Genomic DNA, 25,976 nt, shown 5'->3' on the forward strand with positions numbered 1-25,976 from the left:
TCAGGCCTCGGTGCCCGTCTCGAGGTCGATCTCGTAGTGGATCATCCCCGAGCGGGTGGCGAGGCGGTCGTAGAGTCCGCGCGCGGTGGTGTTCGTCTCGGCCGTGAGCCAGTAGACCTTCGCCGCGCCCTGCTGCTCAGCCCATGCGCGGACGTGCGCGATCAGAGCCCGGCCGACCCCGCCACCGCGCACGCCGGGTGCGACGAACAGGTCTTCGAGGTAGCAGTAGTCCGTCGTCGCCCACGTCGAGGGGTGCGTCAACCAGTGGACGATCCCCACTGCGGTGCCGCTCTCGTCGCGGGCGAGCGCGCCATGGACGCCGGAATCGGCGTCGATGAGGCGTTCGAAGGTGGCATCCGTGGTCGCGGGGTCGAGGGCTTCCTCATAGAAGGACAGATAGCCGCTCCACAGGTCGTCCCACTCGGCACGGTCCTCGGTCGTGATCGGTGCGATCGTCGTCATGACTCGAGAGTAACGAAGTGGTGCGGAGGTTCACTCGACGGGTCGAAGGCTCCGCAGGATCGTGGCGTGACGAACCAGGAACGTGCGTTCGTCGAGCTTCTTGCGCCGCAGCCAGCCGGTGACCTCGTCGTTGTGCTTGCTCGCGTTGCACGAGGCGCACGCCGGGACGACGTTCTCGAGCGTGTAGCGGCCGCCGCGCGACACGGGTTGGATGCAGTCGCGTTGCAGGGCGGCACCGTCCCCACCGCAGTACGCGCACCCGCCCCAGGCATCCATCAAGTCGTACCACTGCTCGTCGGTGAGGTCGTTGTCGACGCGGGCGAGCCGGTTCTGTCGGCGCTTGGCATAGCGGGCACGGGTCGCCGGCGACGCGGTGGCGGAAGAGACCTTGCGGCGGCGGCGCATGGGCCGATGCTATCGCGGTGAGCGCTCGACGCGCCTCAGCCCTGGCCCACCGAGGTCAGCTCATGTGGCGCGAGATTCAACCGCTCGCCGCCGACCGCGGTCACGACCACGATGTCCTCGATGCGGGCACCCCAGGAGCCGGCGAAATAGATACCTGGCTCGATGCTGAACGCCATGCCCTCGCGAAGCACCAGGTCGTTGCCCGGAGCGATGTACGGCTCCTCGTGCACCGAGACGCCGATGCCATGGCCGGTGCGGTGCAGGAACGCCTCACCCAGCCCGGCGTCGGCGAGAACGTTTCGCGCCGCAGCATCCACCTCCGCCGCGGTGGCGCCAGGACGCACGGCGTCCACTGCTGCCTGCTGAGCGCGCACGAGCACCGCGATGCGCTCGGCGGCAGCGGGGTCGGGAGTGCCGACGACGTAGGTCCTGGTGCTGTCGGAGTTGTAACCGCTCGGCACTGCCCCTCCGATGTCGACCACCACGATGTCGCCGTCCTCGATCACGCGGTCCGAGACCTCGTGGTGCGGATCGGCGCCGTTCGGGCCGGATCCTACGATGACGAACTCCACCGTGCGGTGTCCTTCGGCGACGATGGCATCGGCGATGTCGGCGGCGACCGCGCGCTCGGTGCGTCCGGCCCGAAGCCACTCGTGCACGCGGCGGTGCACCGCATCGATCGCCTCTCCGGCGCGGCGAAGCTCGGTGATCTCCTCGGCGTCCTTGACCATGCGGCCCTCGCGGAGCACGGGCGTCGCGAGTTCGAGACGCACACCCAGTCGCTCACCGATCGGGATCACGTGCAGGGCGGGGAGGGCATCGGAGACGCCGACGCGCGACACGGTGCCGACGGATGCGGTGATCAGTGCGTACGGGTCTTCGCCGTCGACCCAGTCGGCGACGGCGAGTGCGAGCTCTCCGACCGCCGTGGTGCGCACCTTCGCGAGCTCCATCCGCGGGACCACGATCGTCGGCGCGACGTCGGGGCCGATGACCAGCGCAGTGAGTCGTTCGATGGTGTCGCCTTCGACGCCCACCAGATACTGCAGATCGGGACCCGGGCCCACGATGATGGCGTCGAGCCCGGCCTCGGCGGCGAGGGATGCGGCACGGCTGAGGCGGGCGGCGTACACGGAAGCGGGGAAGGGCAATGTGCTCACGGGCTCCACGCTACTGCGCGGGTGCTCGCAGGGCATCCGATTCGCGGTTCGATCCGCTCCGCGCGCACGGTCGGGGCTGAGCGACTCGCCCCGGTCGCAATGCCGCAGATCATCGACGGCTGAACGGAGGGGGCGCGGTCGTTCAGCCGCTCCCCCTCCGCGGTGGTCAGCTGATGGCGACGCGGATGCGCTCGGCGAGGAACTCCAGATCGGCCTTCGTGAGGTCGGTCACCGCGTAGGCAGTAGGCCAGACGGTGCCGTCGTCGAGGTTCGAGATGGGCTCGAACCCGAACGTGCCGTAGCGCACCTTGAATTTGCTGGCCGGCTGGAAGAAGCAGAGCACCTTGCCGTCGCGGCCCCATGCCGGCATTCCGTAGTAGGTGCGCGGTACGAGCTCCGGGGCGACCTCCGAGACCAAGGCGTGCAGCTTCTTCGACAGCGCCTGGTCTTCGGGAGTGAGCTTCTCGATCGCCTCCTTGATGTCGGCCTCTCCCGCCGCTCGAAGCTCTTCCGGGGACTTCTTCGCGCGGGAGCGCCGGGTGCGGGCCTCCTTCGCGGCGGCCTGCATGGCCTCGCGTTCCTCAGCGCTGAAGTTCTTCTCTTTCTCGGCCATGATCGGTCCTCTCGACGTGCGTCCGGTGTGCAGATCACACTACGGACGCCGGGTGGCGATGCGCTTCTCGATTCGTGATCGATCTCGGCAGGACGCACGGTCATCGACTGTCGTCGCCGACGGATAGTGTGTGATCCATGGACCTGCGTGTGGCGGCGTACGCGGTCGTCACCGATGACGACGGGCGGTTGCTGCTGGCGCGCTGGACCGAGGGTCGCCGGGTGGCATGGACGATGCCGGGCGGCGGACTCGAAGCGGGAGAGTCTCCGGAGGATGCCGTGCGTCGTGAGCTGCGCGAGGAGACCGGTTACACGGTCAAGGTCGGTGAACTCCTCGGCATCCACTCGCGGGTGATCCCCGCCGGTCGACGCGTGCAGAAGGCTGCAGATCCGCTGCATACCCTGCGGATCCTGTATCGGGCCGAGGTCACGGGCGGCAAACTGCGCTTCGAGACCGGCGGCTCGACCGACATGGCGGAGTGGTTCCCCCTGAAGGCGGTTGCCGAGCTGCAGCGCGTCAAGCTGGTTGACATCGCCTTGCGGATGGCCGGCATCCTCTGACAGGAGCTGCGCCGCCGCCCGGGATCAGCGCTCTTCGGGGACGGAGATGTCGGCGACGGTGGCGCCGTAGGCCGCGAGCAGGTCGTCGGCGTCGACGAACAGGCTGTATCCGTGAGCCCCCGCACCCATGGCGATGCGCTGACCGACGATCGACTCGTCGGCGTAGATCGGCCAGTCCGTGGTGCTGCCGATCGGCACGATGGTTCCGCGTTCGTAACCGGTTGCCGCGAGCGCCAATTCGGGCTCCGGCAATCGCAACTTGTTCACCCCGACCAGCGCGCGCAGCTTCGGCCAGGAGATCGAGCGGCCGCCGGGTACCAGGGCGAACAGGAAGGTGTCATCGGACCGCTTCACCACGAGGGTCTTCACGATGCCCGACGGAGGGATGCCGAGGAGCTCGGCCGCCTCGAACAGGCTGCCGGCGGCGGGACGTTCACGGATCTCGATGTCGAGCCCTCGAGCGGCCGCCGCGTCCCGCACCCGTGCATGCTGATCGCCTCCGTCACCGGAGGCGACGGAGGCGGGATCAGACGGGGTCACGCGTCGGGTGCGGCGAGCGGGTCGTCCGCGACCCAGAGCTCATCGTCGGCGCGCAGAGTCTGCCACGCGGCGTAGAGCACACCGACGGCCGCAGCAGCGCCGAGGATGATCGCGATGACGGAGCCGAGGCCCGGTCCCGACTTCTGCGGCTTGGTCGCCTTGCGCACCTGCACGGCGACGCCGTGGCGCTTGGCGTTGGCGACGTCCCACGCGCTGAGTGCCGAACCGACAACTCCGCCCACGATCGGGACGAACTTGTCGTCGACGACGTGCTTGCCGATCTTCACGCCACGGTCGACGACCGGGGCGACACGGCGGTTGTACGTGTCCTGGATGACCGGCACGACCTGCTCACGATTGAGGTTGCCGAGCTGACGGCCGGCCTCACGGGCGACATCGGCGGCGTGACCGACGAGCACCTGCTGGTTCTCCCAGAGCTGGTTCGCGTCGTTCTGAAGACGACGCAGTTCCTTCTTCCGCTTGCGGCTGAGGCTCACGATGCTCTCCTGTCCATTGGAGTACGGGTTCCCCATCTTGCCACGAGAGGCTGGAAGCCGGGCGGGAATCGCCCGGCCCTTGCTTCTTCGCCTCATCAGGGGTAGATACCACGGCCAACTCACCGGAAGCTCTGCGAGAATGAGGACATGGCTCACGCTTCTCATGTCGCAACCCTGCACACCAACCACGGTGACATCGTCATCAACCTCTTCGGTGACCACGCCCCGAAGACGGTCAAGAACTTCGTCGGCCTCGCCGACGGCACCCAGGAGTGGACCGATCCCGCCACCGGCAAGCCCGGCGAGGGACCCCTCTACAAGGACGTCATCTTCCACCGCATCATCCCGAACTTCATGATCCAGGGCGGCGACCCGCTCGGACAGGGCGTCGGCGGCCCCGGCTACAACTTCGACGACGAGATCAACATGGAGCTCAACTTCAACGAGCCCTACATCCTCGCCATGGCCAACGCCGGTCTCCGCCGCAACGCCATCACCGGCAAGCCCGAGGGCACCAACGGTTCGCAGTTCTTCATCACCACCGACCCGACGCCGTGGCTGCAGGGCAAGCACACGATCTTCGGCGAGGTCGCCGATGACGCTTCCAAGGCCGTCGTCGACGCGATCGGCGCCGTGCAGACCGGTGCGGGCGACCGTCCCGTCGAGCCGGTCGTGCTGCAGTCGATCGACATCGTCGCGGCCTGACGACAGCTGCGGCCGATCCGGATGACCACGCCTGAGTTCACGAGCAATCGCGACAACTTCTGCTACCGGCATCCGGATCGGCAGAGCTTCGTGCTCTGCCAACGGTGCATGCGCACCATCTGCCCCGAGTGCCAGACGCAGGCGCCCGTCGGCGTCATCTGCCCGGAGTGCATGAACGCCGACCGCAAGAACCGCACCCCGGCCCAGAAGAAGGCGGCCCGTCGTTGGGGCGGCAGCGGTGGAGCGAGCATGGCGATGGCTCGCAGCGGCAAGCCGGTGGTGACCTACGCGCTGCTCGCGGTCACGTCGTTCATCGGACTGCTGCAGCTGATCCCTGGTATCGGCGAGCAGATCACCGGCCAACTGCTCTTCGCGGCGCCGTATCTGTATCCGAACCTGTCGCCGCTGCCCTTCGAGCCCTGGCGATTGCTGACCGCGATCTTCGCCCATGGCGGCTTCATCCACCTCGCGCTCAACATGCTGGCCCTGTGGATGCTCGGACAAAGCCTCGAGCCCATGCTCGGTCGCGTTCGCTTCCTCGCTCTCTACCTCATCAGTGGTCTCGGCGGCTCGGTCATGGTGGCGGTGCTCGCGCCGCTGACCTCGACCGTCGGTGCCTCCGGCGCGATCTTCGGCATGATGGCCGCTCTACTCATCGTCGGTCGACACCTCGGTGCCAACGTCACGGGTCTTCTCGTGATCCTCGGCATCAACTTCGTCTACGGCCTGGTATTCGGCGGCGGACGGATCTCCTGGCAGGCGCATCTCGGCGGCCTGCTCATCGGAGCCCTGGTGGCGTTCATCTACGTCAAGACGAAGCGACGAGACCAGCGCACCCTGCAGATCGTGCTGCTCTCCGCTCTGGTCGTCCTGTTGATCGTTGTGGTGGCGTTCGTGCCGCCGCTCATCCTTTTGTCCTGATCCAGAGTTGTTAACAGGGTTGTTAACCCCTGTGAATAACAACGGTGTAATTCTCCCCAGGCTGTGGAGAGGGCTGTGGATAACTTTCGCTCTGGGTGGCTTGTGGGGCGGGAACGGGGCCGTTCCCTTACGTGAGTCGTACTTCGCTGCTGACATGAGAAAGGCCCTCTCGCATCGCGAGAGGGCCTTTCTGGAAGAAGGAGTGAGGCGTCAGCGCCAGCGGGTGGTCATCAGGAATCCGATCAGCGCGATACCGAGTCCGATCGCCAGGTTCCAATTGGAGAGACCCGGGATCGGGTACTGCATGCCGGAGATGTAGAACACCAGGATCCAGGCGAGACCCAGGAGCATGAACCCGATCATCACCGGCTTGAACCACACGGCGTTGGGAGCGGCGTCGCCTTCAGCGCGCTCGACGGCGGGTTCTTCAGTCTTGCGGTCACGTGCCATTCCGTCATTGTACCCATGAGACCTGTCTCGGACGAGGTCGAGCAGGCCCTGGGACAGAGGGCGAGACGGTGACGCCACGGCATCCGCCCAGCGTTCCCGGATATGATCACCGCATGACTGCATCCGTCGCGCCTGGGGGGCGACGTCCGCGCCGGCAGCGACCACGCTCCCGTGCGACGTTCGCGAGCGTACTCGGCGAGCTCCTTCTGACGGCAGGCGTGGTCGTTCTCCTCTTCGTGGCCTGGCAGATGTGGATCGGCGACATCATCATCAGTGCACAGAAGAACGACGAGGGTGCCGCCGTCTCCCAAGCCCTCGCGCAGGCGGAGGCACCCGCGCTCCCCCCGGTCGTCGAGGGCGAAGACGGCACCTCCACCTACATCCCACCCGTGCCCGCAGCCCCGGCCGACGCGCAGTGGTTCGGCCAGATGCACATCCCCCGTTTCGGAGCCGAGTACAACTTCGGGATCTTCGGGGGCACGAGCCGTGCGCGCACGCTCGATCAACAGGGCATCGGAATCTACACGAACTCCAAGATGCCCGGCGAGGTCGGAAACTTCTCCCTGGCCGGGCACCGCACGACGTGGGGCAAGCCGTTCAACCAACTCGACAAGCTGCAGCTGAACGACGCGATCGTCGTCGAGACGCCCGACGGCTGGTACACCTACCGCTTCCGTACGCTCGAGTATGTGAAGCCCTCGCAGACCGATGTGCTCGCCGATGTGCCGCAGATGCCGGAGCAGCAGACCGGCGAGCAGTACATCACCCTCACCGCCTGCTCGCCTCTGTACTCGCTGGCGGAGCGCATCGTCGCCTACGGGGTGTTCGAGAGCTTCCAGCCGCGGGCCGAGGGACCGCCGACCGCGCTGACCGACCCGCCGCCCCCGCCGGCCGCACCATCCGTGTGATCGTGGACCGTCATAAGGGAGAAGACTGATGTACGCCGCACTCTGGCGCCTGCTGCCCGGACCGTGGTGGCTGCGTGTGCTCATCCTCGTGGTCGTCATCGCCGCCGTGCTCTATGGCCTGTTCTGGTACGTGTTCCCCTGGGTGAGCCCGATCATCGCCCCCGGTGAGGTCGACGTCGAATGACGCGAGTTCTCGTGGTCGACAACCACGACAGCTTCGTGCACACACTGGTCGGATACCTGAGCGAGCTCGGCGCGCACACGGTGATGATCGAATCCGATGCCACGGATGCGGCTCAGCTGGAGCGGATCCTTCCCGAGTACGACGCGTTGATGCTCTCTCCGGGCCCCGGTGCACCCGTCGACGCGGGGGCGTCGCTCGACGCGGTGCGCATCGCCGCTCGCCTGCGGGTGCCGACGCTCGGGGTGTGCCTCGGGCATCAGACGATCGGCGAGGCGTTCGGGGCTCCGGTCGCCGCAGCGCCCGAGCTCATGCACGGCATGGTCTCGGCGGTGACGCACGACGGCTCCGCGTTGTTCGCCGGGATCCCTTCGCCGTTCGACGCCGGTCGCTACCACTCCCTCGCGCTGGCGGCCTCCGATCTGCCCTCCGAAGTCGTCGTGACCGCCTGGACCGAGAACGGAACCGTGATGGCTCTGGCTCACCGCGATCAGCCCCTCTGGGGCGTGCAGTTCCATCCGGAGAGCGTGCTCACCGAGGGAGGCTACCGGCTCCTGGCGAACTGGCTGGAGCTGTGCGGCGACGAGAACGCCGTCGGGCGCGCTGAGGAACTTCACCCGCTGGCTCGCTGAACAGCGTCGGGCGGGGGCATACGCCCGACGGTGCTATCCGGTGCAGAAGAAGATCTGGACCGAGGAGCCCACCGGAACGTCACCCGGCGCCACCGACATCGAGTGGACCGTGGTCGGCTCCGTCGCGGGGCACTCCGCGGTCTCCGTCGGCACAGCGACCAGACCGAGGTCCGCGAGGTTTGTCGTGGCGGCATCGACGGTCCAGCCGACGAGGTCGGTCAGCGTGACCTTGCCGCTGGCCACGACGAGATTGACGACGGTTCCCGGATCCAACTCCGCATCGGCCTTCTCGCTGGCGGAGATGACCGTGTTCGTCGCCAGGGCCTTGTCGTTGCGCTGGATGACGGTCCCGAGTTCGAGGCCGGCCGCCGTGAGGGCCTTCGTGGCATCGTCGAGGGCCATCCCCTCGATCTTCGGCATCACCACGGTCTCCTCGCCCTTGGAGACGTACAGGGTGATCGTGGAACCCTCTTCCACCGACACTCCCGCTTCGGGGTCGGTGCGGATCACGTTCCCCTCCGTCACCTCGGAGCTCGTCTCGATCACGATCTTCGATGAGAGGTCGAGTGCGGCGAGGTCGTCCTGCGCCCGTTCCGAAGACACGTTGACGAGGTTGGGGATGGTGCGCGACGTGCTCGACACCTCAGTGGGCCGCATGCTAATCGTGACGACCCAGAACAGCACGGAGGCCAACAACACGGCGAGCAGCGCCACGCCCGCCCAGATCCAGGCGACCGGAGGACCGGACTGGGTTCTGGTCATGGTCGTGTCCGTGCTCAACTGGCGAAGCGATCGCGCGGTCTCCTGCGCCTGCCGCGGGCTCGCCCCGTACAGCTCGCTGGTCAGCGCACCGAGCTCCTTGCGGGTCGGAGCGTTTCCCGTCATCGCGGAATCGAGCGCCGCGCGGAAGTGCGCGGCATCCGGATAGCGCTGGTACGGGTCCTTGGCGAGCGCGCGGAGCACGATCGGGTCGAGATTCCGTGGGGCGTCCTCGTTGACCTCGGTGGGAGGAACGGGAGTCTCGCTGACGTGCTGATAGGCGACCGCTACCGGCGACTCGCCACGGAACGGCTGCCGCCCCGTGAGCAGCTCGTACAGCACGACACCGGTGGAGTAGAGGTCGGCACGAGCATCGACGGGTTCGCCCTTCGCCTGCTCCGGTGAGAAGTAGGCGGCGGTCCCGATGATCTGGGTGGTCTCGGCGACGGTCGACGACGAGTCGGAGACGGCTCGGGCGATGCCGAAGTCCATCACCTTGACCTGACCCTTGTCGGTGACCATCACGTTGCCGGGCTTGATGTCGCGATGCACGACACCGGCGCGGTGCGAGTAGTCGAGCGCCTCGAGGATTCCGTCGACGTAGCGGACCGCATCGGTGGCCGGCACCGGGCCGGCGGCGATGATGTCCTTGAGGAGGGTGCCCTTGACGAGCTCCATCACGATGTACGGCGGTTCCGTGGAGCCGATCTCGCTCGTCGAAGGGTCGCCGGCGTCGAACACGCGGACGATCGACGGATGCGACATGCGCGACGCCGCCTGGGCCTCGAGGCGGAACCGGTTACGGAAGGTGGTGTCGCGCGCAAGGTCGGCATCGAGGATCTTGATCGCGACCTCGCGCCCGAGCGTCAGGTCGTACCCGCGGTACACCTTCGCCATTCCGCCATGCCCGATGAGCTCGTCGACGCGGTACCGACCCGCGATGACTTGTGGCTCTGTGGACACGGAAGACCCCCCTGGAAACTACGCTTGCTGAACTGGAACTACAGATTACCCGTCGGTGCCGCTGTTCCCATCGCCGGGGTCGGTGGCCGCCGTGATCGTCACCGAGAGCGGCGGAGACGCGGCGGAGGTGCGCTGGTCGCCGCCGGAGCACATGCCCTGGTAGCTGACGATGAGCTGCTGTCCCGCGGCGTCGGCGATCTTCACCTGCGTGTTGCGCTGCGTCGGCTGGAAGTTCGGGCCGCCCGAGACGAAGGTGCCGTTCTGGACCGACACGACGTAGCCGGAGAGAGTGGTTCCGCTGGGGCAGGTGAATCCGGTGCCCCAGGAGATGGTCACCGTCGAGCCGGCGACAGGGTTGCCCGTGATGGTCGGGGCGTCGGTCGGGGTCGGCAGACCGGCACGAGCGGCGTAGACCGTGAGGGTCATCGCCTGGGTGGTCTCCACGTTGCCGGTGGGAGCCACGCGGTAGACCTTTCCGACCTCTTCATCGCTGGGTGCCGGGTCTCCGTCGACACAGGTGATCTCGCTGTTGAAGCCGGCGCCCTTGAGCGTGGAGGTGGCCGCGCCGCAGTCCATGCCGTTCAGGTTCAGGGCGGTCACATCCACTCGCGTCACCTCCGGCGTCGGGGTGTTCGGCGGTGGAGTCGTCTGCGTCTGGGTCGGCTTGCTGCTCGGCGACCCCGTGGGGTCGGCGTCGCCGCCCTGGTTCGCGAGCATCGCCCACACCGTGCCGCCGAGCACGATCACCAGCAGCGCGATCAGAGCGATCAGCGGCCAGGTCCAGGGGCTGCGCTTCTTCTTCTTCTCCTCTTCCACGGCTTCCTCCGTGGGAAGCTGAGCGGTGGTGGGAAGGATGCGCGTGGTGCCGTCGTCGCCGGAGGCATTCAGGAGTCGGGTCGCGTCGTCGCCGCCGGCGATACCACCGGTCGCGATCGCCGGCACAGCGATGGCCGCGGAGTTCAGATCGCCCCGGCGAAGGGCCTGGGCCGCTCGTGCCACCGTCGCGGACGACGAGGGACGATCGCTGGGCTTCTTGGCGATCATCGCCATGACCAGGTTCTGCACCGGGATCGGGACGGTCGGAGGCAGGGGCGGCGGCTGCTCGTTGATCTGCGCCATCGCGATGGCCACCTGCGACTCGCCCGTGAAAGGACGCTTGCCCGCCAGGCACTCGTACGCGACGATGCCGAGCGAGTAGGTGTCGGTCGCTGGCGATGCCGGGTGACCTGACGCCTGCTCGGGCGAGAGGTACTGCACCGTGCCCATGACCTGGCCGGTCGCGGTGAGAGGCACCTGGTCGGCGATGCGGGCGATGCCGAAGTCGGTGATCTTGACGCGGCCGTCGGGCGTGATCAGCAGGTTTCCCGGCTTGATGTCGCGGTGCACGAGACCGGCCGCGTGGGCTGCCTGCAGCGCGGAAGCCGTCTGGGCGACGATGTCGAGAGTCTTGTCGGCGCTCAGCGCACCATCGCGCTCGAGCACGGTCGAGAGCGCCTCGCCCGGCACCAGTTCCATGACGAGGTAGGCGCTGCCGTTCTCCTCGCCGTAGTCGAACACGCTGGCGATGCCCTCATGGTTGACGAGAGCAGCGTGCCGCGCCTCGGCACGGAAACGCTCGAGGAACCCGGGGTCCCCCATGTACTCGTCCTTGAGGATCTTGATGGCGACGGTACGTCCGATGACGTGATCCGTCGCCTCCCATACCTCGCCCATGCCACCGATCGCGATACGCGACTGCAGCTCGTAACGACCACCGAACGACACACCCTGCGTCGGCCTCATCTGCCCAGCACCGCCTCTATGACCTTCTTCGCAATCGGAGCCGCGATGGTGTCGCCGCTCCCTGATTGTCCCTGTCCGCCGCCGTCTTCGACGACGACCGCTACTGCGACCGCGGGGTCGTTCGCCGGCGCGAAGCCGGTGAACCACAACGTGTGCGGCCTGTTTCCGTTCTCTGCGGTGCCCGTCTTACCGGCCACGTCGATCCCGTCTATTCTTGCACCCTGGGCCGCGCCCGTTGCGACGCTCGCGACCATCGCCGCGGTCACGTTGTTCGCCACATCGGCCTCCATCGCACGTCCGAACTCACTGTCCTGGAAAGCCTTGATGACCGAGAGGTCGTTGCCGATGACGGCGTCGACCATCCGCGGGTTCATCACGATGCCGTCGTTCGCCAATCCGGACGAGACCATGGCCATCTGCAGCGGGGTCGCCGTGACCTTTCCCTGACCGAATCCGGTCAGCGCGGTCTGGGCGTCGTCGAGACCGCGCGGGTAGCTCGACGGCGTCGACGTGAGCGGCGTGTCGAACGACTGGTTGAAGCCCAGCTTGTCCGCCATCTCGCGGATGGTGTCGTCACCGAGCTCGACGGCCAGCTCGGCCATCGGGATGTTGCAGCTCAGACGGATCGCCTCGGCGATCGTGACCGTCTCACCCGGACCGCACGTGCCCCCCCAGGCGTTGGAGACGCGGTTGCTCGAACCGGGAAGGGTATACGCGATCGGGTTGGGCAGCGTGGAATCCGGAGTCCATTTGCCGGTCGCATAGGCGGCAGCCGCGACCACGACCTTGAACGTCGAGCCGGGAGGGTTCAGGTCACCGGCGATCGCCCGGTTGGACAACGGCTTGTTCGCGTCGGCGACCAGCTGATCGTAGGTCGCGTTCGCAGCGTTCGCATCATGCGTCGCCATCAGGTTGGTGTCGAAGCCGGGAGTCGAGACCATCGCGAGGATGCGTCCGGTTTTCGGGTCCATGGCCACGACCGCGCCCTTGAGGTCGCCGAGGGCTTCGTAGGCAGCCCGCTGCGCCGCAGTGTTCAGAGAGAGCTCGACGCTGTATCCGCGCTGCGGCTGGCCGGAGAGGATGCGCTCGACCTCGCCGAGGAACGCGTTCGACCCCGTGCCGGAGAGCTCGGCGTTCATGGCCTTCTCGATGCCGGTGCTCGAGCCCAAGGCGGGGTTGAAGTAACCGGTGACCGGTTCCCACAGCGCCGCATCCGTGTAGACGCGCTGGAACTGGTACCGGTCGTCGCTCGGCACCGAGTTGGCGATCGCGACCCCGTCGACGATGATCGATCCGCGTTGGATCTCGTAGCTGTCGAGGCGCGTGCGCTTGTTGTTGCTGTTCTGGGCCAGCGCATCCGCCTCGACGACCTGGATCCAGCTGGTCGCGGCGAACAGTGCGATGAACATGAACAGCATGATGATGCTGAGGCGACGGAGTTCCTTGGTCATGTCAGCCGATCACCACCCGGGGCTGACGGCGCACACCGTCGGAGATGCGCAGCAACAGCGCCACGATGAGCCAGTTGGCCACGAGGGAGGAGCCCCCCGCGGCGAGGAAAGGAGTGGTCAGACCCGTCAGCGGGATGAGGCGGGTCACGCCGCCGACCATGATGAACACCTGCAGAGCGATCGTGAACGAGAGTCCGGTGGCGAGCAGCTTTCCGAAATCGTCCTGACCCGCGAGGCCGATGCGCATGCCGCGGCTGACGAACACCATGTAGAGGCAGAGGATCGCGAACAGCCCGATCAGGCCGAGCTCTTCGCCGAGGCTGGTGATGATGTAGTCGCTGTGGGCCAGCGGGGTGACCTCGGGACGGCCCTGACCCCACCCGGTGCCCATGAGTCCGCCGCGTGCGAGGCCGAAGAGTCCCTGCATGGGCTGGTAGCCGGCGCCGTCGGGATCGACCTGGTCGGCGTCGAAGAGGAAGAGCCAGTTGATGAAGCGTCCCTGCACGTAGCTGAGGATCTGCGTCGCGAGTGCCACGCCGGCGACCACGAGGGCCAGGCCGATGAGCACCCAGCTGGTCTTCCCCGTCGCGACGTAGAGCATCGCGACGAACATCCCGAAGATCAGGGTTCCGGTTCCGAGGTCCCGCTGGAACACGATGATCCCCAGCGAGATGAGCCAGACGACGAGCACAGGTCCGAGCTCGCGCATACGGGGCCAGGTGATGCCCAGCACCCGCTTGCCGACCGACGTCAGACTCTCGCGGGTGCGCACCAGATAGCCGGCGAAGAAGATCGCCAGGCAGATCTTGGCGAGCTCGCCCGGCTGGAAGGCGAAGGCACCGCCGAGCGACACCCAGACCGCCGCATTCGCATCGGGGATGCGCAGCCCGGGGACGAACGGCAGCAGCAGGAGCAGGATTCCGGCGAGGCCGAAGATGTAGGTGTACCGGAACAGCACGCGGTAGTTGCGCAACAGGATGACGACCGCGATCGCACCCGCGAGCGAGATCGCGGTCCACGCGAGCTGCTTGGTCGAGTAGGCGTTCCAGCCGGTGTTCTCGAAGGCGATGTCGATCCGATAGATCATCGCGATGCCGAGGCCGGTGAGGAGGGTCGCGATGGGCACGACGAACGGGTCGGCGTCGGACGCGACGAAGCGGAGCACGATATGCAGGGCGAATGCGAGGGCGGCGAGACCGCCGCCGATAGCCAGGATCATCGGGTCGATCACGCCGAGTGCGCCCAGCTGCACGAGCGTGAGGGCGGCTCCGCTGATCGCGCAGGCGAACAGCAGCAGCCAGAATTCGCGATTGCGCTGGTTCTGCGGCATCCGGATGCGCTTGAGCGCCTTGATGACGCTGGTGTCGGCGGCGACGTCGGTGCTCATCCCTCACCCCCGGCCGGCGTGTCGACAGGAGTCGGCATGGGGGTGGGCAGCGGGGTCTCGATCGTGTTCGCGTCGGCCCCGGCGCGGAGCCGGTCGACGATCGCCATCGCATCGGACAGAGATCGTGCGGTGATCGTGCGCTCGACCGAGGCGCGCTGATACGGAGGCAGATTCGCGAGGAGGATGTCGGTGTCTTCGACCGGAGTCGACAACGTGATCGGACCGATGTTCTGCTGCACGCCTTGGAAGATCACGACGCTGTCCTCGTCGGCGCCGATGAAGTAGCGCGTCTGGGTCCAGCTGTAGGCGGCGAAGGCGGCGACGCCGAGCATCACGATCACCACGAGGGCACCGGCGATCCAGCCGAGACGACGGCGCTTGGCGCGACGGCGATCCTCCTCGATCAGCTCCTCGAGGTACTCGGGAGCCGGCTCGAAGTGGCTCGGCTCGTTCGCGGCCTGGCGCACCGGGTGCAGCCAGTTGCCGCGCGGAGGTCGGACCGGAGGCACGTAGACGCCGTCGGGGTTCGATGCCGAGCCGACGATCGTGGGCGTGCCCGAGTGGATCGGATGCTGCCCGCCCACGTCGACGAGGACGATCGTGACGTTGTCGGGCGCGCCGCCGTCGAGAGCCTGCTTGAGGAGGTTGTCGGCGGTGCGGCCGGGCGCGAGGCCGAGCTGCATGGCCTTGAGGATGTGCGGTTCGTCGACCACGCCCGAGAGGCCGTCGGAGCAGAGCAGCCACCGGTCGCCTGGTTGCGTGTGCATCACGAACATGTCGAGCTCGGGATCGGAGTCCATGTCGCTGAGCACGCGCATGAGCACGGAACGGCGGGGGTGGTAGCGCGCCTCCTCCGGCGTGATGCGGCCCGAATCGACCAGACGCTGCACGAAGGTGTGGTCGGCGGTGATCTGCGTCAGTGCGTCGTCGCGGTACAGGTAGATGCGCGAGTCGCCGATGTGGCCGATGACCGCGTATTCATCGACCATGATGATCGCGCTGACCGTGGTGCCGAGGCCGGCGAGTTCCGGGCGGTCCTTCGCGGCGCGGATCAGGTCGCCCGCTGCGGTGGTCGCGGCGGCCTGCAGCGAGGCCTGCGCGTCTTCGGTCGACGCATAGGGCTGGTCGAGGGGCTCCAGACGCTGGATCGCGATGCTGGAGGCGACGTCTCCGCCGGCGTGCCCGCCCATCCCGTCGGCGACGACGAAGAGATTCGCACCAGAGTATCCGGAATCCTGGTTGTTGGAGCGGACCTTCCCGGTGTGGGAGATCGCGACGCTCGAGCCCTCGAAGACCATGCCGGCGTCAGGCTCGCAGCTCGAAGGTCGTGGCGCCCACCTTGATCGGGGTGCCGAGCGAGAGGGCGACGGGCGAGCCGGAGACGCGCTGGCCCGCGACGAAGGTGCCGTTGGTGGAGTCCAGGTCCTGGATCGCCCAGCTGTCGCCGCGCAGCATCAGGCGCGCGTGGTGACTGGACGTGTAGTCGTCGCGGATCACGAGAGCGGACTCGCTGGAGCGGCCGATCGTGAGAGAGTCGGTGCTGAGCGGCAGCTCGAGGCCCGCTTTGGGGCCGGAGGTGATCACGAGCCGCTTGGCGGTCGCGACCGTGGCCGGACCGGTGGAAGGGCGAGCGGATGCCGGTTTCGCCACCGGTGCTGCGGGGGCTGCGACCGGCGCGGCGGCCGACCCTGCCGCCGCCTCTGCGGGGAGCTTGCGCACTCGCACGCCGAACAGGTCGGCACGCAACGAATACACGACCCCGAACACGAAGAACCACATCAGGATGAGGAACCCGATGCGGAGCAGAAGGAGGATCAGTTCACTCACCCGAGGGCTCCGAACGCTCGGGTGGCGTCGTCGCCCCGGGGTGCAGGACGCGAGGGTGACGCGACCGGGACGACGCGGAACACCAGATCGGTGCGTCCGATCGTGATGGTGGTGTCGCTCGGGAGCGCGGCTTCGCGCAGCTTCTGGCCGTTGACCTTCGTGCCGTTGGTGGAGCCGAGGTCGCGCATCATGGCGCGCTCGCCATCCCACAGGATCTCGGCGTGCTTCCGACTCGAACCGGCGTCGGCGATCGTGATGTCGGCATCCGAGCCGCGGCCGATCACGGTGCGGGCACGGGAGATCGAATGACGACGGCCGTCGACGTCGACCACGGCCTGCCAGGTCACACGACCTTCGACCGTTCCCGAGCTCACACGCACCGTGCCGGTGGCGACCTTCTCATCGGCCTCGAGAGTGATGGCGAGCGGTCCGGAGAAGCTGTATCCCTGGGACTTGGCGTGTGTGGTGAGAAGAGCGTGCAGCTCGTCCGTGAGGGCACCACCGAGCCCGCGCATCCGTTCGGCGTCGTCGGCGCTGAGGCGCACGACGAAGCTGTTGGGCGCGATGATGCGGTCGCGGCTCACGACCGCAGCCTTCGTATCGGCTTCACGCCGCAGCGCCGAAGCGATCTCCACTGGCTGGATGCCGCTGCGGAAGGTCTTGGCGAACGCGCTGTTGACTGCGCGTTCGAGACCCTTCTCAAAGCTGTCAAGTAGTCCCACTGGGCTCCTCTGGCATGCCGACTGGTAGACACATCGTAGCCAGGTGTCCTGGGGGAACGCCGCCGATGACCCTCCAGACATGTGCAACGAGGCCGAAAACGCATGATATCTTTGGGAAGTTGAGTTCTTCGGAACGAGACACACGCGCGAGTGGCGGAATGGTAGACGCGCTGGCTTCAGGTGCCAGTGTCCGTAAGGACGTGGGGGTTCAAGTCCCCCCTCGCGCACAGGGCTGGTTCACGAAATTCCGTGAATCAGTTCATGAAATGCGAGTGCGGCGGTCAGCTTCGATGAAAATCGAGGCGGCCGCCGCTTCTTTTTGCTCACGAGCCTCACATTGGACGTCCGATCCGCGCTCGCCGCAGTTTCGGTCCACGACCAATAGCCCCTTGAGGGGCTACGCAAGGTAGGCGAACGCCTACGAGACGAGGGGGGGAGACCTTGACGACCGCACGCGACACTCATCAGGCTCTCGGCCGCCTGGTTCAAGCCGTGGCGGCCGCCGTTGGAAATCAGCCTCGCTGCGTTGAGGCAGTGGCACTGTTGGTCGCTCTCGCCGAGCAATTCGGGTTCGAGCTCGAACCTCGTGCCGTGTCTTTGGTCGGGCAGGAGCTGCGAAGGCCCGAGCGCACGGTGGTCACCGGACGCATGGCACAAGACTTCGTGGCATCGCACGGCGGCGCCAGTAGCGGGGTGGAGGTCGTCGCTGCGGCACCGGATGGCAGCGAATTCCAGCGTGCGGGTCACCTCATCGCCGTGCACGCCGGCTCCGATCCGGGGTTCCTGCTGGATCCCTCCTTCGGACAGTTCGCACGAGCCGGCCTCCCTGACACGGTCGTGGTCGACGCGTTCGATCCGGTGGAACCGGACTGGCGGGTCGACATCAACGGTCAAGCGACAGTTCTATACCTCATGGACCCGACGAACCGCGGATGGCAAGAAGCCTTCGACGCGATGAAAACACGGTCTGAGGCAACAGCAGCCGAGATCGCGCGTCACCTTCGTGCTGGAGGTCAGCCGCACACACATGGCTTCATCCTTGAGCCGGGATCAGCGACGCCCACCACCTGAGCCCGCACATGCGGGTGCGTGTCGGTGTCGTCCTCGACGACGTCGCGCATAGAGGGGCCAACGCCATCCCCTCACAGTCAGGACCATCGTGACCGCAGAAGCCCCTACCGTCCAGCCGCTCGCCGCCGAGAATTTCGCCATTGGGGACATCCTGGTCTCGTCCGGAGGATGGGAGCAGACGAACATCCGCTTCTACCAAGTTGTCGCCATCACGCCGAAGACCGCGCTGATTCGAGCAATCGCTTCGCGCGTCACCGCGACGGTTGGATGGGCACACCAGATGAACTTGCCCATCCCGGACGCGTTCGTTGGGGGCCCGTTCCGCCGCAAAGTGACGAGCACCGGTGTCGACCTCTGCGTGCTGCCGACCTCGTTCGAGGTCGCTGTCCCCTGGGATGGGAGTGCCATGATGTCCACGCACTATGCCTGACCCTCGGGGCAGTTGTCGCAGACTGCGTGCTGCACGTGTCGTCTAGTTGACAGTGCCCCACGTCGTGCGCGGAACAGCCCACGATGTCGGCCAGGTGACGAAAGCCTCCGGGTCGAACACGGAGTCGAGCACCTCGACGCTGTGGATCTGTGTCGCGGGCAGCGACAGAACGTGAGGCTTGCCGCTGTCACTGTCGAAATCCCAGAAGTGGTATCTCGGCGTCTGGTCGTGAGCCCTACGGCTCGCTGCGTAGTCCATCGGTGCGCAGTCTCGGGTGAGTGCTACGCCGCCGTCTTCTTTGGAATGGAACCGAACGCGGACTTCGCGGCGATGTTCGATTGCGTGGATGATGTCATCATGGTTGGGCAGTTGCATGTGTTTCCTCATCGTCGATGAACCTGGATACGACTCAAACTAGTTGTTGGGAGCGTGAGGAGCGGGGCCCTTCGACGGATGCGATGCCATACGTTCAGGTGGTCTTCCCCACGTCGTCACCAGTTGCGTCCGCGTAGCTTCCTCTCGACGAGGCGTATCCAGCCGAGTGACTCCTGGGCTACTCGTCGTGTCAGTGACGAGGTGCGCATCGGCGTCGGCGCGAGGATCGAGGCGTTTCGGGCGACGCCCCCAGTGCCAGGGGCGGGTCGGGCCCACCGGTTCACAAGAACTCGGAGCAGTCGGGAAGGGCTGCATACGCAGCTTCGACTGCGGCCGTAGCCTCAGCTGGTGTGTCCTCATCGTGAAGTTGGCGCGTAGCTCCGTCGCTCGTCAACACCATAGGTGGCCACCGTGTCACCGTCCCCGGTGAATACACACGCACGGCTATGGCCTGGCCCACGTCGAGCTCGACACCGGTGTCGATATCCGTCTGTGTGTTGTCCTCGACGCGGGTCCACGCGAAATGGTCGCCCTCGCTGTTCCCGTTCCAGACGTTGACGATGGTGAGGGGGAGACGTCCGGTGTTCGTTATGACCGTGTCTACGACGGTGGACGGAGTGATGCTGCGAATGCCGTCATCAATGCGCACGGATGGGCCCATCGGAGCTGTGAAGGTTGCCGCCAGATAATCCCTCGCACTCGTGTCAATCGCCAATGCCAGAGACGCTCCCGCAACAACAACGGCCGCAGTCGAGAGCAGCAGGGTGATGATGTTCACTGTGAGCCGAGCCCCGAGCCGCTTGGGCTGCTGTGCGGCGGGGGCGGTCCGCACAGCTTGTGACTCGCGTTCGACCACGCGCAGTATCGGGGCGGTCGCAGTAGCGACGGCAGTGTGGACGGTGCGCTCCGTGATCGGGACGTTCGAGGGAGTGACGGACTGAACGGGTGCGCGCCGGCGCCGTCTCTTCGGCGCCTACAACACCTCTCGCATAGAGCGCACATGGTTCAAGAAACGATGACGCGATACCATTCGGGGTTCCTCGTGTGGGGGCTTCTGTTCGTGGCCGCCGCAACGACAACATGGATCTTCTCGTGGCTCGAGTACTCCCTGTATTTCCAGATGATCCCGGCCGAGCCCACACGCGGGTCGCACCTGCTGCAGGGGGGCGCTGCTTGCGGGCGCCGGAATGCTGTTGCTGCTCACAGCAGCTGCCATGCTGTCTCACACCACGGCGAGCCTTCTCTACTATCGGCGCGTTCGCCACCAGGTGTAACCGGTGACGCTCGCCTGGCAACTCCTTAGGCGCAGCCCCCTCGTAGCGGCGATAACGAGGAGCAAGTCCATCCCTGGTCGCAAGTCTCGCCCGATGGGGACAAGGCTCCTTCCGGGCAGGCTACGGGCGGTGGTCTGCCATCCACGAGTCAAAGTAGCGGAGCGGCTTGCGGTTGGTGAGCTCGTTCAACGGCGACCCTGACGAGCACATCACGTTGAAGTCCAACATCTCGTGCGTCGCCTCCTGAAGCTCGTCGTCGAACACTCCGCTCATCGCGAGGCGGGCAACCTCCCGTCCGACGCCCGCGACGACGTCAGCGATCTGAACGCGCGTATCCAGTCGAGAGTCGATCATCTGAATTCCTCGTAGGTCGGCGCGGGGTAGCTCGACCGAGCCGACCGTCAACGGAACGCGGGATGCCCGAACGACGGCGTCGCGAACATCCTCCGTCAGGAGGCTGTAGTTGTCGACGAGGAAGGTGAACGGTTCTCCCCTCAGCCGAAGGTGCCAGGTCATCGACACTGAGGCGAGGGAGGGCGCCATCGGATCCAGCACGCGGAGATCCACCGGACTCGCACCTTCATACTCCAGCGCCAGGTACCGGGCGGCCCACAGGCCGTCGAGGATGTTCCGAACAGTCGGATCGGTGCAGGCGACGCGGGCAGCCCTGAGCGCAGCGAGGAACGGCTGGATCGTGGGTGGATCGTCATCTTCCCGAATGTAGGAGCGGATCACCGCGTTGTAAGTGCTGAGTAGTGCGTCCCACTGCTCCACGCCCACGGCCGCGGGACCAGCGTCGTGCAGGTGCTCGGCGAGGCGTCGTCCGAGTCCGGAGCCTGCCACATCGATGTCGTCATCGGTATCCATTTCCGCGATGAGCAGGTCGATGAGCTTCCCGACGATGAAGTACGACTTCTCCACGAAGTAGATGTTCGCCTTGTTCTCAATTGCTCTCATCGCGTCCAACAATGCGCCCCGGTTCCGCGGCGCGAGCGCGGTCTTGGACTTCATTTCCGGAGCCTGCGCTCGCATTGCGACACGCATCTCGTCGCGAAGCTCCGTTGCCTCCTCGAGGGACAGGTTGACACTCCCGTGGACGAAAACCGGGTGGGTGCTCATCATGAGGTTCTCGCCTTCGGATGCCGACTCGTCGCACGCGATGACCCTCACCCCGGAGCTTTCGGGTGCCTCGGAGTCGACGGTCACTGCAACCATGCCGCGTCCATCGGCGGGCGACGGAAGCCCTCGCGGTCCCACATGCGGGCAGCTGCGCGTTTGAGTCTCTCGTTGCAGTGGACTCCGCATACGTGACGGTCCCGGTGCACCCAATGGATGCTCCGACCGACTGGTGCCTCGCACCAGATGCATGCTTCACCGCCGACCGCTCGACCGCTCGGGTGCGCGAGAGCGGCGTTGAACCACTCCCAGTAGTCCTCGCCCGGTCCGCTTCCTGATTGTGCGGTGACCCAATCGGGGAGCTTCCGTCGGGACATGCCGGCACGGGAGATCCGGTTGCGGAGGGCTTCCTCGCTGAGTGAGAGTCGCGCGATGAAATCTTCCTCGGTGATGATCTCCAATGCTTGACCGTCATCGACCAGGTCGAACGCCTTCTGCAGCTTCGCGGAGAAGTTCGCGCCGGGACGGAACGTGCGGGCGTCGAAGTCGCCGGTGACGAGTACCGTCGTCTTCTTGTTCACGCCAGACTGCGCCAGACCCCCATGTTCCACGACGAGGCGTCGAGCTTCGTCTCGGATCATGATGCGCAGGGCCCCCGTGAAACACACCGCTTGGTCGGAGAAACCGGTCGCGATGAGCGGGTCGGGCGAAGAGTCCAGTTCCGATGCGACGGCATCGAGCTCGTCGACGAAGGTGGGAGCAAGTGGCACGCTGAGCACGTCCACGAGCGCAGATACGGTGCTGCTGCGGTGAAGCTGAGCGAGCGCGTGGAGCACGCGGGCCGTCATCCGTGCATCGGCGAGCGGGTCATGGTGATCGAAGTCCCCGAGCCTGAGATGGTTCGCCACCCACGGAAGCGAATAGGACGGGATGCGGAGGGCGGCCCGCGCGAGCTGCAAAGTGCACAGGGTGTTCAGCTCTGGCCAGGGCAGGTCGCAGACGCCCGTCGCGTTCAACAACACAGACACATCAAAGCGGGCGTTGTGACCTACGAGGAGGTCGCCGTCGATGAAGCGCATCAGTTGCGGATAGACGATGTCCCACCCGGGAGCACCAGCCACATCCTCGGCGGTGATCCCGTGAACGCCGACGTTGCCCTCTTCGAACTCGTCGTACCCATCCGGAGGTGACACCAACGTATGAAACTCATCGACGATGACGCCGTCACGAACTCGAACCGCACCGACAGCGCACACCGACGCGCGTGAGCGATTGGCCGTCTCAAAATCTACGGCTGTGAAATCTAAGCCCGCTGATGGGACGAGGGTGGTCATGAGGTGAGGCTATCGATTCGCGAGGCATCCGTCGCACCGTTTGGATCGAGGTCTGTCGCTCGATCTTCCGCGCAGCTGTCAGAATCGCGTGATGCGCGCAGCTGTCAGAGTCAGGTTGCGGCCCGCGACCACGGTCGGCAGCCTCGTGTGAGTCTTGATCCACATCTGAAGGTCCGGATCGATGTATCCGGCGAGTTCGCACATCAGCTCATGGTCGACCATGAGATCTCTGGCGTGGATGGGCTCGTGGTGTGCGGCTCGGTTGCGCAGCAGCCTCAATCGTTCGAAAGACTCGTGCAGATAATCTCGTCGCCTAGTTGTGGGGTAGTGCGGGAACGCATTGTCGAGACCCGCCTCCCAGAAACGCGCATGGTTCCTGTTCGCGAGTAGTCCCACCCAGAACGCGAAGCGCAGTTCTGCGACGACGTGCCCTGGAGTCCAGACGTTCCGCTTTCGCTTCTCTATTTCAGCCAGAGCCTTTTCAATGAGGTCGTCGTCCCCTCCAGTGAACTGAAGATGGCGCCACCACGAAGGGCTGGATGCCTGGGCTGAGAGCTCGCGATGGAGGGCGTTCCTCAACCCGACCTCGAGCGCTGCGAAGGCTCCGAGGAACGCCGCGCTCGCTTCGACGTTCCAGCTGTACAGTCGAAGGGCTCGCCCCCGATCTCCGTGGCACTTGTCGAGGTACTTCTGAAACCGATCCTGGCCAATCATGGACGGAAGACCGGACAGAGAAGCAGGATCGACATGGACCATCCCACCAGCGGGAGAACTTGACACAGGCACGGTAGAAGAGCCTATTATGTATGCGTACGCTCTAGACGAGGCAGAGAGATCCTCTCGGTCGGCGCGCTAGGGTAATTACCAGATTTTGGGGCGTCTCGATCATCGAGACGCCCCACTTCTTTTTCCCGCGGACTCGGAACGCGTCGACTCAAGGGGTGGATGGCTTCGCGGCCACGACTGCCATTGCCGTCACGCCCCTCAAGCTGCGTGACGGTCGAGCAAACGCCGATGTCGGTGCCTCCCCATAGTCTGAGGGTCCTGACTGCTCGACCAGCCACACGAGTTTCCTGGGGAGGAACATTGTCTGTTGACCTGCACGCGCTACTCGAGAAGATCCACGACGATATCGACGAGGAGCTGAGCTCGACTCCCGACGTGGTTGTGAAGAGCCCGGACGCTTTCGACGTCGACAAGCTCCCGATCAACAAGCGTGAATGGCACCGCCTGGACGACGTCGTCGCCGTCGCCGTCGACCTCAAAGGCTCCTCCAAGATGAGCACCGGCAAGCATGCGGCGTCGACGGCCAGCATCTACGAGGCGTCAACGGACAACGCTGTCCGTGTACTGCACGACTTCGAGGCCGACTTCATCCAGATTCAAGGCGACGGGGCGTTCGGGCTGTTCTGGGGTGAAAACCGATACGAGAGGGCGATCTGCGCAGCCATCACCGTGCAGACCTTCAGCGAGTACCTGACGAACAAGATCGCGGACAAGTGGAAAGGTGCGCCGGCCACCGGCTACAAGGTAGGTGTTGCGAGTGGGCGCGTCTTGGCCAAGCGCATCGGAACGCCACGGAACCCCGCGGAGCAGGAGCCGATCTGGTCGGGGAAGCCCGTCAACTACGCCGTGAAGGCCGCGCAGACCGCCAACGCCGGTGAACTGATCGTCACGGGTGACGTGTGGGATGAGATCGAAGACAACGACTTCCTGACCGCCTCATGCGGGCACAGCGGTGGCGAGCCCGGGGCGGTCGCTGAGCTCTGGCACAACGTCAGCATCGAGAACGTTCCCGATGACGCCCGCGACGGCCGACTCCTCCGGTCCGTCTGGTGCGAAAAGTGCGGCGCGGACTTCTGCAACGCCATCCTCGCTGGGGAGACATCACGCGAGGATGCGAAGGCGGTTGCCGAGAAGTCCCGACAGGCGGCCCAGCTTGCTGGTGGCCTCAAGCGAGTGCGTGAGAAGAGGAAGAAGCTGCGGGACGCCCACCGCATCGGACTCCGACGGTGATCGTCGTAGCCGCCCAACTAGCCGAGTGACTCCACCCACTCGTTCATCTCGGTGATGATGACGTCGCCCGCGTACACGGTGCCATGACCGTTGAGCCACATCGATCTCAACAATGATGCGTCGCTATCCGGAAGATTCTGGTAGATGTCGCCCCCGACGTAGATCGGGAAGTTAAAGCCACGCCCGGCCTCGTGAGCGAGGTGAGCGGCACTGTTGACGACGTCTCCCATGTAGACGACGTCGTTGATCCCGCTGCCGCTAAACCCCGCTTTGATCATCAGGGCGCGTCCATCATCGACACCGATCCCGACTTCCAGAGGATCGATCCCCTTCTTCGCGTAGTGGTGGTTGAGGAGGTGCAACAACGTTCGCGCGGTGCACGCGAGGGCGAAAACGTCGGCGACGTCCGTCTTGGTTCGGGTGTTGTACACGCCCCAGACGCAGTCGCCTACGATGTTGACCTCGCGGACGAACGGTACGGCGTTCAGCACCGCGACCATCTCTGAGATAAACGCTCGGTAGATCTTCGCGAGCGTGGGCCGCTTGTACTTGGTGGTCAAGGCCGACGAGCCGCGGATGTCGATGAAGATCGCTGAGCTCGTGCCGTAGAAACCATTGGTGAAGGTGAGCTTGTCGCGGTCTGGAAGCGTATCGACCTCCTCGAACGAACCGGACGGCTGGTTGAGGATCGATGCGATCCGGTTCGAACTTGCCACGTAGTCGAAGGGCTTGAAATTGCCGTCCACGATGCCTCCTATACGTTGCTGATACCGATAATGATGGCGATGACCGATACTGCCGCACCGGTGGAGAGGGCGGATCGGATTGCCCATCTCACCCACCGGTTCTTGACGGTGGCGATCTGTGCGTTCGTGTGTATCTGGTCGGAGAGGTCCCGAGTCAGTTCCACCGGATCCGCAGTGAGCGTGTGCATAACGTCGCTGTACTGGCGTCGTTGTCCCTTGAAGCCACTGCTGATGCTGGCATAGAACAGTCGATTCACGACGACTTCCTCGACGTTCGAGTCCTCATCCTTGTCCTTGTCCGTGAAACGAGGGACGAGTGTGAGGCCGCACAGAGCTCCGGTGGCCACGACAAGCGCGCAGGCAAGCACAACCAACACGTCGAAGAGCAACGAACGGGACTGGAAATCCTTCACGAGATTGAACGTCATCGTGGCGAGCACACCCGTGAAGGCGAGGGTCACAGCAGCCTTCGTGTCGGCGTGACGTATCCACTCGTTCACGAGCGCCAGCGCCTTCCATGCGTGATCCGGGTTGGGGTCGGGCGCCACGTCCACGGGATCCTCTGGACCAGTCGCGGACAGCTCCTCGCGCAGCTCGCGCTGTCTCGTCTGCCGGCGTCTGAACATATCGAGGAGGTTGCGCACGCGGCCAGGGTATCGGGTACGCGGGAACCGCGGTCGGATGAGGGG

At 65.7% G+C, this 25,976-nt stretch carries 30 protein-coding genes and 1 tRNA gene; 10 read left to right on the forward strand and 21 right to left on the reverse strand.

The genetic code is table 11. The features are described 5' to 3' along the window. The 4 genes from MicroSTF_RS12310 to MicroSTF_RS12325 all read right to left on the reverse strand — a co-directional run bounded on the left by MicroSTF_RS12310 (position 1) and on the right by MicroSTF_RS12325 (position 2,640). Positions 1-462, reverse strand: a complete 462-nt coding sequence (locus MicroSTF_RS12310; RefSeq protein ID WP_029268147.1) for a GNAT family N-acetyltransferase — start codon at positions 460-462, stop codon at positions 1-3. A 30-nt stretch (positions 463-492) separates the two neighbouring features. Continuing rightward, entirely contained in the window at positions 493-867 is a 375-nt protein-coding gene (locus MicroSTF_RS12315; protein WP_021201373.1) for an HNH endonuclease, read from the reverse strand. Between the two features lie 35 nt (positions 868-902). Continuing rightward, positions 903-2,027, reverse strand: coding sequence for a M24 family metallopeptidase (locus MicroSTF_RS12320; RefSeq protein WP_029268150.1), 1,125 nt, complete (start codon positions 2,025-2,027; stop codon positions 903-905). 166 nt (positions 2,028-2,193) lie between these two features. Then, positions 2,194-2,640 carry a hypothetical protein gene (locus tag MicroSTF_RS12325; RefSeq protein WP_021201371.1) on the reverse strand — a complete coding sequence of 149 codons (447 nt, stop codon included), beginning with the start codon at positions 2,638-2,640 and terminating at the stop codon, positions 2,194-2,196. 137 nt (positions 2,641-2,777) lie between these two features. Between MicroSTF_RS12325 and MicroSTF_RS12330 the strand changes: the two genes are divergently transcribed. Beyond that, positions 2,778-3,200 (forward strand): NUDIX hydrolase, encoded by a 423-nt coding sequence (locus MicroSTF_RS12330; RefSeq protein ID WP_021201370.1) that lies wholly within the window; start codon positions 2,778-2,780, stop codon positions 3,198-3,200. Between the two features lie 24 nt (positions 3,201-3,224). Here MicroSTF_RS12330 and MicroSTF_RS12335 read toward each other — a convergent pair whose 3' ends face one another. Together MicroSTF_RS12335 and MicroSTF_RS12340 are read right to left on the reverse strand one after the other, a co-directional pair. After that, positions 3,225-3,680: an aminoacyl-tRNA deacylase gene (locus tag MicroSTF_RS12335; RefSeq protein WP_029259474.1), complete on the reverse strand. Its 456-nt coding sequence runs from the start codon at positions 3,678-3,680 to the stop codon at positions 3,225-3,227. Positions 3,681-3,736: 56 nt separating this feature from the next. Beyond that, positions 3,737-4,237: a hypothetical protein gene (locus MicroSTF_RS12340; RefSeq protein WP_029259475.1), complete on the reverse strand. Its 501-nt coding sequence runs from the start codon at positions 4,235-4,237 to the stop codon at positions 3,737-3,739. A 147-nt stretch (positions 4,238-4,384) separates the two neighbouring features. Here MicroSTF_RS12340 and MicroSTF_RS12345 point away from each other — a divergent pair, with 147 nt between their 5' ends. Both MicroSTF_RS12345 and MicroSTF_RS12350 read left to right on the forward strand, forming a co-directional pair. Next, positions 4,385-4,942: a peptidylprolyl isomerase gene (locus MicroSTF_RS12345; protein ID WP_021201367.1), complete on the forward strand. Its 558-nt coding sequence runs from the start codon at positions 4,385-4,387 to the stop codon at positions 4,940-4,942. Positions 4,943-4,963: 21 nt separating this feature from the next. Further along, positions 4,964-5,863 (forward strand): rhomboid family intramembrane serine protease, encoded by a 900-nt coding sequence (locus MicroSTF_RS12350; RefSeq protein ID WP_021201366.1) that lies wholly within the window; start codon positions 4,964-4,966, stop codon positions 5,861-5,863. A 210-nt stretch (positions 5,864-6,073) separates the two neighbouring features. Here MicroSTF_RS12350 and MicroSTF_RS12355 read toward each other — a convergent pair whose 3' ends face one another. Next, positions 6,074-6,313 carry a cell division protein CrgA gene (locus tag MicroSTF_RS12355; protein WP_021201365.1) on the reverse strand — a complete coding sequence of 80 codons (240 nt, stop codon included), beginning with the start codon at positions 6,311-6,313 and terminating at the stop codon, positions 6,074-6,076. 113 nt (positions 6,314-6,426) lie between these two features. Between MicroSTF_RS12355 and MicroSTF_RS12360 the strand changes: the two genes are divergently transcribed. From MicroSTF_RS12360 to MicroSTF_RS12370, 3 genes are read left to right on the forward strand one after another with little or no spacing between them, the layout of a single operon-like run. After that, positions 6,427-7,221 carry a class E sortase gene (locus MicroSTF_RS12360; protein ID WP_029259477.1) on the forward strand — a complete coding sequence of 265 codons (795 nt, stop codon included), beginning with the start codon at positions 6,427-6,429 and terminating at the stop codon, positions 7,219-7,221. 28 nt (positions 7,222-7,249) lie between these two features. Continuing rightward, positions 7,250-7,405, forward strand: a complete 156-nt coding sequence (locus MicroSTF_RS12365; protein WP_021201363.1) for a hypothetical protein — start codon at positions 7,250-7,252, stop codon at positions 7,403-7,405. Then, the gene (locus MicroSTF_RS12370) at positions 7,402-8,034 is read left to right on the forward strand and encodes an anthranilate synthase component II (RefSeq protein ID WP_167254957.1); all 633 of its coding nucleotides are present in this window, start codon (positions 7,402-7,404) and stop codon (positions 8,032-8,034) included. The genes MicroSTF_RS12365 and MicroSTF_RS12370 overlap by 4 nt, the downstream gene beginning before the upstream one ends. 33 nt (positions 8,035-8,067) lie before the next feature. Here MicroSTF_RS12370 and pknB read toward each other — a convergent pair whose 3' ends face one another. Genes pknB through MicroSTF_RS12405 form a run of 7 tightly spaced genes read right to left on the reverse strand, consistent with a single transcriptional unit; the run spans position 8,068 to position 16,925 of the window. Continuing rightward, positions 8,068-9,756 carry a Stk1 family PASTA domain-containing Ser/Thr kinase gene (pknB, locus tag MicroSTF_RS12375; RefSeq protein WP_031208171.1) on the reverse strand — a complete coding sequence of 563 codons (1,689 nt, stop codon included), beginning with the start codon at positions 9,754-9,756 and terminating at the stop codon, positions 8,068-8,070. 45 nt (positions 9,757-9,801) lie between these two features. Next, the gene (locus MicroSTF_RS12380) at positions 9,802-11,538 is read right to left on the reverse strand and encodes a protein kinase domain-containing protein (protein WP_031208170.1); all 1,737 of its coding nucleotides are present in this window, start codon (positions 11,536-11,538) and stop codon (positions 9,802-9,804) included. After that, complete coding sequence (locus tag MicroSTF_RS12385) at positions 11,535-12,989, reverse strand: peptidoglycan D,D-transpeptidase FtsI family protein (RefSeq protein ID WP_029268158.1); 1,455 nt, start codon at positions 12,987-12,989, stop codon at positions 11,535-11,537. Before MicroSTF_RS12385 ends, MicroSTF_RS12380 begins: the two co-directional genes overlap by 4 nt. A gap of 1 nt (position 12,990) precedes the next feature. Then, complete coding sequence (locus tag MicroSTF_RS12390) at positions 12,991-14,376, reverse strand: FtsW/RodA/SpoVE family cell cycle protein (RefSeq protein ID WP_021201358.1); 1,386 nt, start codon at positions 14,374-14,376, stop codon at positions 12,991-12,993. Further along, the gene (locus tag MicroSTF_RS12395) at positions 14,373-15,674 is read right to left on the reverse strand and encodes a PP2C family protein-serine/threonine phosphatase (RefSeq protein WP_021201357.1); all 1,302 of its coding nucleotides are present in this window, start codon (positions 15,672-15,674) and stop codon (positions 14,373-14,375) included. Before MicroSTF_RS12395 ends, MicroSTF_RS12390 begins: the two co-directional genes overlap by 4 nt. A 7-nt stretch (positions 15,675-15,681) precedes the next feature. After that, positions 15,682-16,203 carry an FHA domain-containing protein gene (locus MicroSTF_RS12400; RefSeq protein ID WP_322955964.1) on the reverse strand — a complete coding sequence of 174 codons (522 nt, stop codon included), beginning with the start codon at positions 16,201-16,203 and terminating at the stop codon, positions 15,682-15,684. Next, positions 16,200-16,925: an FhaA domain-containing protein gene (locus MicroSTF_RS12405; RefSeq protein ID WP_031208169.1), complete on the reverse strand. Its 726-nt coding sequence runs from the start codon at positions 16,923-16,925 to the stop codon at positions 16,200-16,202. The genes MicroSTF_RS12400 and MicroSTF_RS12405 overlap by 4 nt, the downstream gene beginning before the upstream one ends. A 144-nt stretch (positions 16,926-17,069) precedes the next feature. On the opposite strand from MicroSTF_RS12405, the gene MicroSTF_RS12410 reads away from it, so the two are divergent. The 3 genes from MicroSTF_RS12410 (at position 17,070) to MicroSTF_RS12420 (ending at position 18,426) form a co-directional block, all read left to right on the forward strand. After that, positions 17,070-17,152 (forward strand) — tRNA-Leu (locus MicroSTF_RS12410). Between the two features lie 214 nt (positions 17,153-17,366). Beyond that, positions 17,367-17,996, forward strand: a complete 630-nt coding sequence (locus MicroSTF_RS12415) for a hypothetical protein (protein ID WP_322955967.1) — start codon at positions 17,367-17,369, stop codon at positions 17,994-17,996. An 88-nt stretch (positions 17,997-18,084) separates the two neighbouring features. After that, on the forward strand, positions 18,085-18,426 hold the full coding sequence (locus tag MicroSTF_RS12420; protein ID WP_322955969.1) for a hypothetical protein: 342 nt from the start codon (positions 18,085-18,087) through the stop codon (positions 18,424-18,426). A gap of 42 nt (positions 18,427-18,468) precedes the next feature. On the opposite strand, the gene MicroSTF_RS12425 is transcribed toward MicroSTF_RS12420, so the two are convergent. The 5 genes from MicroSTF_RS12425 to MicroSTF_RS12445 all read right to left on the reverse strand — a co-directional run bounded on the left by MicroSTF_RS12425 (position 18,469) and on the right by MicroSTF_RS12445 (position 23,281). Then, positions 18,469-18,801, reverse strand: a complete 333-nt coding sequence (locus MicroSTF_RS12425; protein ID WP_322955971.1) for a hypothetical protein — start codon at positions 18,799-18,801, stop codon at positions 18,469-18,471. A gap of 280 nt (positions 18,802-19,081) precedes the next feature. Then, complete coding sequence (locus MicroSTF_RS12430) at positions 19,082-19,657, reverse strand: hypothetical protein (protein ID WP_322955973.1); 576 nt, start codon at positions 19,655-19,657, stop codon at positions 19,082-19,084. 538 nt (positions 19,658-20,195) lie between these two features. Continuing rightward, positions 20,196-21,086: a hypothetical protein gene (locus MicroSTF_RS12435; RefSeq protein ID WP_322955975.1), complete on the reverse strand. Its 891-nt coding sequence runs from the start codon at positions 21,084-21,086 to the stop codon at positions 20,196-20,198. Between the two features lie 191 nt (positions 21,087-21,277). Next, entirely contained in the window at positions 21,278-22,525 is a 1,248-nt protein-coding gene (locus MicroSTF_RS12440) for an exonuclease domain-containing protein (RefSeq protein WP_322955977.1), read from the reverse strand. Positions 22,526-22,603: 78 nt separating this feature from the next. Then, positions 22,604-23,281, reverse strand: coding sequence for a hypothetical protein (locus MicroSTF_RS12445; protein ID WP_322955979.1), 678 nt, complete (start codon positions 23,279-23,281; stop codon positions 22,604-22,606). Between the two features lie 330 nt (positions 23,282-23,611). Here MicroSTF_RS12445 and MicroSTF_RS12450 point away from each other — a divergent pair, with 330 nt between their 5' ends. Next, positions 23,612-24,541, forward strand: a complete 930-nt coding sequence (locus tag MicroSTF_RS12450; protein ID WP_322955981.1) for a hypothetical protein — start codon at positions 23,612-23,614, stop codon at positions 24,539-24,541. 17 nt (positions 24,542-24,558) lie between these two features. On the opposite strand, the gene MicroSTF_RS12455 is transcribed toward MicroSTF_RS12450, so the two are convergent. Both MicroSTF_RS12455 and MicroSTF_RS12460 read right to left on the reverse strand, forming a co-directional pair. Beyond that, the gene (locus tag MicroSTF_RS12455) at positions 24,559-25,287 is read right to left on the reverse strand and encodes an adenylate/guanylate cyclase domain-containing protein (protein WP_322955983.1); all 729 of its coding nucleotides are present in this window, start codon (positions 25,285-25,287) and stop codon (positions 24,559-24,561) included. 8 nt (positions 25,288-25,295) lie between these two features. After that, entirely contained in the window at positions 25,296-25,931 is a 636-nt protein-coding gene (locus tag MicroSTF_RS12460) for a Pycsar system effector family protein (RefSeq protein WP_322955985.1), read from the reverse strand. Between the last annotated feature and the right edge of the window lie 45 nt (positions 25,932-25,976).

It is taken from the genome of Microbacterium sp. STF-2 (assembly GCF_034650155.1).
Classification (GTDB): domain Bacteria; phylum Actinomycetota; class Actinomycetes; order Actinomycetales; family Microbacteriaceae; genus Microbacterium; species Microbacterium maritypicum_A.